This window comes from Micromonospora sp. DT47, from assembly GCF_049844475.1.
In the GTDB taxonomy this organism is placed as follows: domain Bacteria; phylum Actinomycetota; class Actinomycetes; order Mycobacteriales; family Micromonosporaceae; genus Micromonospora.
Genome location: NZ_JBNCLC010000082.1, coordinates 1 through 298 on the forward strand (window position 1 = coordinate 1; position 298 = coordinate 298).

Consider the following 298-nt stretch of genomic DNA (forward strand, 5'->3'; position numbering starts at 1 on the left):
TTCGTGGTGGCCACCGCCGACGAACCGCTGCCGCCGGTCGACGCCGAGGTGGGTATCGACCTGGGGTTGACGCACTTTGCGGTCCTGTCCAACGGCAGAAAGGTCACGGCGCCGAAGTTCCTGCGCCGGGCGGCCCGCAAGCTGCGCCGGCTGCAGCAGGACCTGTCCCGCAAGCGGCGGGGCAGCAACAACCGCAAGAAGGCTGTCGTCAAGGTGGCGACGGCGCACGCGCGGGTGGCCGACACGCGGCGGGACTGGCAGCACAAGCTCTCGACACAGTTGATCCGCGACAACCAAG

1 protein-coding gene is annotated in these 298 nt (G+C 69.1%); it reads left to right on the plus strand.

What is annotated here, in order from left to right; translation table 11 throughout:
• A partial coding sequence (locus ACLQ2U_RS32240; protein ID WP_425754652.1) for a transposase occupies positions 1–298 on the plus strand: 298 nt, incomplete at both ends.